This is a genomic window from Stieleria sp., from assembly GCF_041595215.1.
In the GTDB taxonomy this organism is placed as follows: domain Bacteria; phylum Planctomycetota; class Planctomycetia; order Pirellulales; family Pirellulaceae; genus Stieleria; species Stieleria magnilauensis.
On the sequence record NZ_JBFHKV010000589.1, the window covers coordinates 1 to 5,288 of the forward strand.

At 58.9% G+C, this 5,288-nt stretch carries 5 protein-coding genes; 3 read left to right on the plus strand and 2 right to left on the minus strand.

The window, feature by feature from the left end; all coding sequences use genetic code 11:
- Nucleotides 1-106 precede the first annotated feature (106 nt).
- On the plus strand, nucleotides 107-1,546 hold the full coding sequence (locus ABX749_RS20660; protein WP_372897640.1) for a DUF1501 domain-containing protein: 1,440 nt from the start codon (nucleotides 107-109) through the stop codon (nucleotides 1,544-1,546).
- Between the two features lie 8 nt (nucleotides 1,547-1,554).
- Here the strand turns inward: ABX749_RS20660 and ABX749_RS20665 are convergent, their stop codons facing one another.
- Nucleotides 1,555-2,460, minus strand: coding sequence for a DUF1559 domain-containing protein (locus ABX749_RS20665; protein ID WP_145219903.1), 906 nt, complete (start codon nucleotides 2,458-2,460; stop codon nucleotides 1,555-1,557).
- A 92-nt stretch (nucleotides 2,461-2,552) separates the two neighbouring features.
- Here ABX749_RS20665 and dtd point away from each other — a divergent pair, with 92 nt between their 5' ends.
- Nucleotides 2,553-2,990 (plus strand): D-aminoacyl-tRNA deacylase, encoded by a 438-nt coding sequence (gene dtd / locus ABX749_RS20670; RefSeq protein ID WP_372897641.1) that lies wholly within the window; start codon nucleotides 2,553-2,555, stop codon nucleotides 2,988-2,990.
- A gap of 143 nt (nucleotides 2,991-3,133) precedes the next feature.
- On the opposite strand, the gene ABX749_RS20675 is transcribed toward dtd, so the two are convergent.
- Complete coding sequence (locus ABX749_RS20675; protein WP_372897642.1) at nucleotides 3,134-3,916, minus strand: metal-dependent hydrolase; 783 nt, start codon at nucleotides 3,914-3,916, stop codon at nucleotides 3,134-3,136.
- A 270-nt stretch (nucleotides 3,917-4,186) separates the two neighbouring features.
- On the opposite strand from ABX749_RS20675, the gene ABX749_RS20680 reads away from it, so the two are divergent.
- A complete protein-coding gene (locus tag ABX749_RS20680) occupies nucleotides 4,187-4,876 on the plus strand; it encodes a CvpA family protein (protein WP_372897643.1) in 690 nt (229 codons plus the stop codon).
- Nucleotides 4,877-5,288 lie beyond the last annotated feature (412 nt).

Here is a 5,288-nt window from a genome sequence, read left to right on the forward strand (position 1 = left end):
CCGTCACTCAGTAGCCCGTCACTCAGTAGCCCGTCACTCAGTCGCTCGTCACTGAATCCGACGCCACTGATTCTGCTTTCCTTGTTCCCGTACCGGACTGATTGTCATGAGACCCACGCATCGCATCCACCGCGAACCGCTTCGTCGAGATGTTCTGAAACTGGCCGGCGGTTGCGCGGCGCTGACCAACACGTCGTTGCTGTCGACGTTGTTCAGTTTGTCGGCAACCAACGCCGCCGTCGCCGCGAATGATCTGAGTGGCTACAAGGCGCTCGTCTGTGTGTTCATGTACGGCGGTAACGATTCGTTCAACATGCTGACGCCAATGGATGCCGCCGAGCGGGCTGATTATCTGGCTGCACGTGGAGGCGTTTATCAGCCGGGGAACGGCGCGTTGGGGTTGCCCGAAAATGAATTGCATCCGATCACCGATAACTCGACCGGACGAACGTTTGGCATCCACCCGGGCATGGGCGATGTGCAACAGATTTACCAAGCCGGTGATCTGACGTTCCTGTGCAACATCGGCAGTTTGGTCGAGCCGACGACGATGGCGCAGTATCAGACGCGATCCAATCTGCCACTGGGGTTGTTTTCCCATGCCGACCTGCAACGCCACTGGATGACCTCGGTCCCGCAAACCCGTTCGCAGGTGACCGGTTGGGCCGGACGAATGGCTGACCTGATCACCAGTCAAGTCAATTCGAACGACAACATCTCGATGAACATCGCACTCAATTCGGTCAACATGATGCAGACCGGAGGATCGGTGATTCCGTACATCGTGACCAACTCCGGCGCCAGCGAAGTGGGATGGTATGGCCAAACGTGGACGCAGGCCAAGATCTACACGCAGTTGACCGATGACGTTCTGTCGCGATCCTATGGGAACTTGGTGGAGCAAACGTTCGCCAATGCCAATCGCAACGCGCTCGACTCGGCAATCGCGTTTAACCAGGCGGCCAATGCGGTCAACTTGAACACGACCTTCCGTACCGCCAACAACAATCTGTCCAGCCAGTTGCAGATGGTCGCCAAGACGATCGGCGCGCGTGATACGATCGGGCATTCGCGGCAAATCTTCTTCGTCAACATCGGCGGCTGGGACAACCACGACGAACTGATCAATAACCAGCAAACCAACTTGACCCGCGTCAGCGAAGCGTTGAAAGATTTCTATGACGCGATGACGGAGTTGGGCGTTCAAAACGATGTCGTCACCTTCACCGCCAGCGACTTCGCTCGGACGCTCAACAGCAATGGACGCGGCAGCGATCACGCCTGGGGCGGCAACCAGATCATCATGGGCGGACCGGTCAAAGGCAATCAATTGTGCGGCACGTATCCGGATTCGTTGGCGCCCGGCAACCCGCTGGATCTCGGCCGCGGCCGTTTGTTGCCGACGACGTCGGTCGATGAAATGTGGTGCGAATTGGCAATGTGGTACGGTCTGGAGAATGACCATCAAATGGAAAGCATCCTGCCCAACATCCGCAACTTCGTCAACAAAGGACAGGCAACCTATCCGCTCGGGTTCTTGGCATAGCAACCCTCTCAATCGAGGGTGTCGTCGGGGAGCGGTTCGTTGCCGTTGGGGGTGACCAGCGCGGCGAAGGTTCGCGGCGACAAATCATTGCGCAGGAAGTGGCCGCGGCCATCGACCGTCGCCATCGTCACGCCGCTCGCCATTCTGCCGCCCGGTTCGATTCCGACCGTTCCGTTGATCACGCCTTTCATCGCCGTGTAGTCAAGGTCCACCGGTTCGGCCCAGCCTCCGATCGCGCGGTTCACCGGCGGGGCGCCGGCGATCACCAGGATGGTCTGCGACGCATTGTCTTGAATCTTGTCGGGAGACAAGGGACCTGAGGGAGGGAAGAGCGTTCCCGGGCCCGTGATCAAATAGTATCCCGACTGCGTGCCGGCTCGGTTGGTGTCGTTGGGGTGCACGTACACCGAAGGCATCGAGTAGCTCGCTTGCAGGTTCAGCTCATGGTCCCAAGGTTTGCTCAGATCAAACTGGTCGTAGGTCTCCTGTTCCCCGAGGTAAGGCAGAATCAGCACCCGCCACGAATGCATCGGGATTCCGGCGCTGTCGCGAAGCGTTGCCGGTGGATACGTTCCGTAGTCGGCCGCGTACGCGTTGAGTGCCGCGGCGATGCTTTCCAGATTCTTGATCGACGAGTTTTGGACGCGGATCTCGGCAAGTCGAGAAACGCTGTCGCCGCCGAAACGGATGGCGGCAAACGCGATGCAAACCAGCATCGTCAGGACAACGCCCGCGGAAATCAGCACGCCAAGGGGGCGTTTGTTTGCGGGGCGGTCAGCGGGAGTCGTCGAAGCGGCGAAGTCGGGCAGCTGGATCGGTGCGCCGCACGAAAAACATTCGCCGGACTTTCCGCTGTATCGATCCTCGACCTGAGTTTGCGCGTGGCAGTGCGGGCAGGTAAACAGGTATGACATGAATGGTCAAACGACTTGCGAGACGTAGAGTACGTGATGATGATTGACAGCGCGCCCGAGAGCGCGAGCGATTCATTCTAGAGGACAATAAGTTGAAAGTGGTGTTGCAGCGGGTCAGTCAAGCGAGTGTTTCGGTCGAAGGAGAGGTGGTCGGCCAAATCGAAGCGGGGTTTTTGGCCTTGGTCGGAATCGGACACGCCGATGATGAGTCGGTCGTCAGCTGGATGGCAGAGAAGACGGCCGTGTTGCGCGTCTTTGAAGACGACGCCGGGAAAATGAATCGGTCGGTGATCGATATCGGCGGCAGCGTCTTGGCCGTCAGCCAATTCACGCTTTACGGCGATTGTCGCAAGGGCCGTCGTCCGGCGTTTACCGACGCCGCCGACCCGGCGATCGCCAAGCGGTTGTACGAGCTGTATGTCGAGAAACTGAAAGGGCAGGGGATTGGGGTCGAAACCGGAGTCTTCGCCGCGGACATGAAAGTCGCGCTGGTCAACGATGGTCCGGTCACGATGTTGTTGGAACGGTGAAGGAGGGGAGTTTCAAGTTTCAAGTTTCAAGTTTCAAGTTTCAAGTTTCAAGTTTTCTGGGAACTGGGTACTCTCGACTCCCCTTCTCTCCTTCTCTCCTTGTCTCCTTGTCTCCCTCTCTCCTTGTCTCCTTGTCTCCCCCTCTACTTCCGCTCCGCGGAAGGACGCGAGGCGCTAAAGCCTAATTCGGGCAGTTGCCACTGGGGCGCCGTCCAGTCGGATGGCGGAGACGTCGGTGTGTACTGCCAGCCGGGTTGTGTGAGGTCGTACTTGGCGCGTTCGCGCAGCCGCGCCGCGATCGTGTTGTCACTCCACGCGGTGTAGCAAAGCCCGAACAACAACGCGTACACAAACACGTTGGCGATCGCGTCGTTGCCTAGAAACTTGAGCGCGGTTCCAAAGGACTTCTTCGTGCGCAGTCGTGCCACGCCGACTTCGACGGCCCAGATTTCGTCCAAGATCAAGTGGACCAAAAAACCGACCACGACCGCCACCGCTTTGTAGGCCCGCTCGGCGTCGCTGGTGGTCGGCATCGCCAGGTAGGCGATCAATCCCGAAACCCCCGCGGCAGGCAGACTGTGCCACATGCCACGGTGGACGGTGAAACGTTTGAAGAACTCAAAGGCGCCGAAGCGGATCACGACATAGATCAACATCGCCGCCAAAGCCATCGACTCGTGGGACAGGTCGTAGTCGCGAAAGCGATTGAGCATCATCATCGGGGCGACTGCCGCGGTGAACATACTGATCTCACGCAGCGGAATGCCGCCGTCGCTATCCAGGTCCGGCAGCATGCCGCTGACCGAACACAGACCTCCGGCCAAGATCCCGTTTTCCAGCGTCATCGATTGCGAGGTCACGCCCCAGTAACCGTAGGCGATCCCGACAAGCGTGCTGGCGCTGATGTGGGTTTTGAAATCTGCCACGCTAGCAAATGGGTGAGGGGCAGGGGAGGGCGGTCGAGCAAATTGGAAACTCGGTACATACCGCTTTCGATAGGCCGCTGCCAAGACTGGATTGCGATTGGTCTTCGCTTGCGGCGCGTCGATCGCGTATAAGTCACCGCGGCGACGCCCTGCCCTCGGTCCTATCGGATCGGTGTGGCTCGTGGGCGCCTTGCAATGCAAGCATTTGCCAAGAAGCGTCGGGGCGTTGCGTCACGGTGTGGCCGGCAAGAGTGAAGTTCATGGACAGGAGTGCGAGGACAACGGCTTGTGGAGACCTATGACATCTTGATGCTGATCGTGCTCGTTGCGGCTGCCATTTTTGGCGCGGTCAAGGGCTTCGCATGGCAGTTGGCTTCCATCGCGTCGATCGTGGTCAGTTATTTCGTGGCCTATCGATTCCGCGAGCCGCTCAGCCATTCGATCGTCGCCGAGCCTCCCTGGAATCGTTTCCTGGCGATGTTGATTCTGTTCGTCGGGACGTCGCTGGTCGTTTGGGTTGCTTTCAACATGGTCCGCCGGACGATCGACCGAATGAAGCTGAAGGAATTCGATCGCCAGATCGGAGCGCTGTTCGGGCTGCTCAAGGGTGGGCTGTATTGCACGTTGATCACGCTGTTCGCCGTCACGCTGATGGGGGATGGGATTCGCCAAGCGATCGTTGCTAGCAAAAGCGGCCGATTCATCGCCCGGCATCTCGACCGCAGCGAGTCGGTGATCCCGCCGGAGATCCATCAGTTTTTGCATCCGTACTTGGAGCGATTCGACGCCGAGTTCGAGGGTTCCCAAACGCAGTCCGATGCCGGGTTGGCCGGCCGGCTGATCGATGCATCCGAAGGCGTCGAAGGCGTCTTGGTCGATGAGATGCGAGACCGGTTGCAGCCAGTGTTTACACCCGAGCAGAACAGCACGCTCGCACGCCCAGCCGGCTGGCGGCCGTGAGTCCTGGACGCCAGCGGGACGCGGAAGCGGGCGCGTGATCCAATCCAGCGGGACGCGTAAGCGACCGGCGCGTGTTGGTATTCCCAGCGGGACGCGTAAGCGACCGGCGCGTGATCGCATTCCAGCAGGGCAGCTCAGCGAGCGGTGCCTAAGCGAGAAATCGCTCAAACACGGGGATTTTTGCAGTCTCAATACAACATAAGAGTGATTATCGGACGTTGCAGAAGCGGTGTTTTGTGCCCTGTTTGGTGCTTTGGACTGAGTCCTGAGTCCTGAGTACCGCGTACTGAGTACTGAGTACCGAGTACCGAGTACTGAGTACTGAGTACTGAGTACTGAGTTGGCGTTTGCTCCGTTGTCGACAACCAAACGATTTCATCGCGCTCGGTTGTCGACAACCCATCAACTTCAC

Excerpts from the sequence above, each read along its gene's own strand:
- ABX749_RS20660 (WP_372897640.1), top strand. The coding sequence starts at position 107 with ATGAGACCCACGCATCGCATCCACCGCGAACCGCTTCGTCGAGATGTT.
- ABX749_RS20665 (WP_145219903.1), bottom strand. The coding sequence starts at position 2,460 with ATGTCATACCTGTTTACCTGCCCGCACTGCCACGCGCAAACTCAGGTC.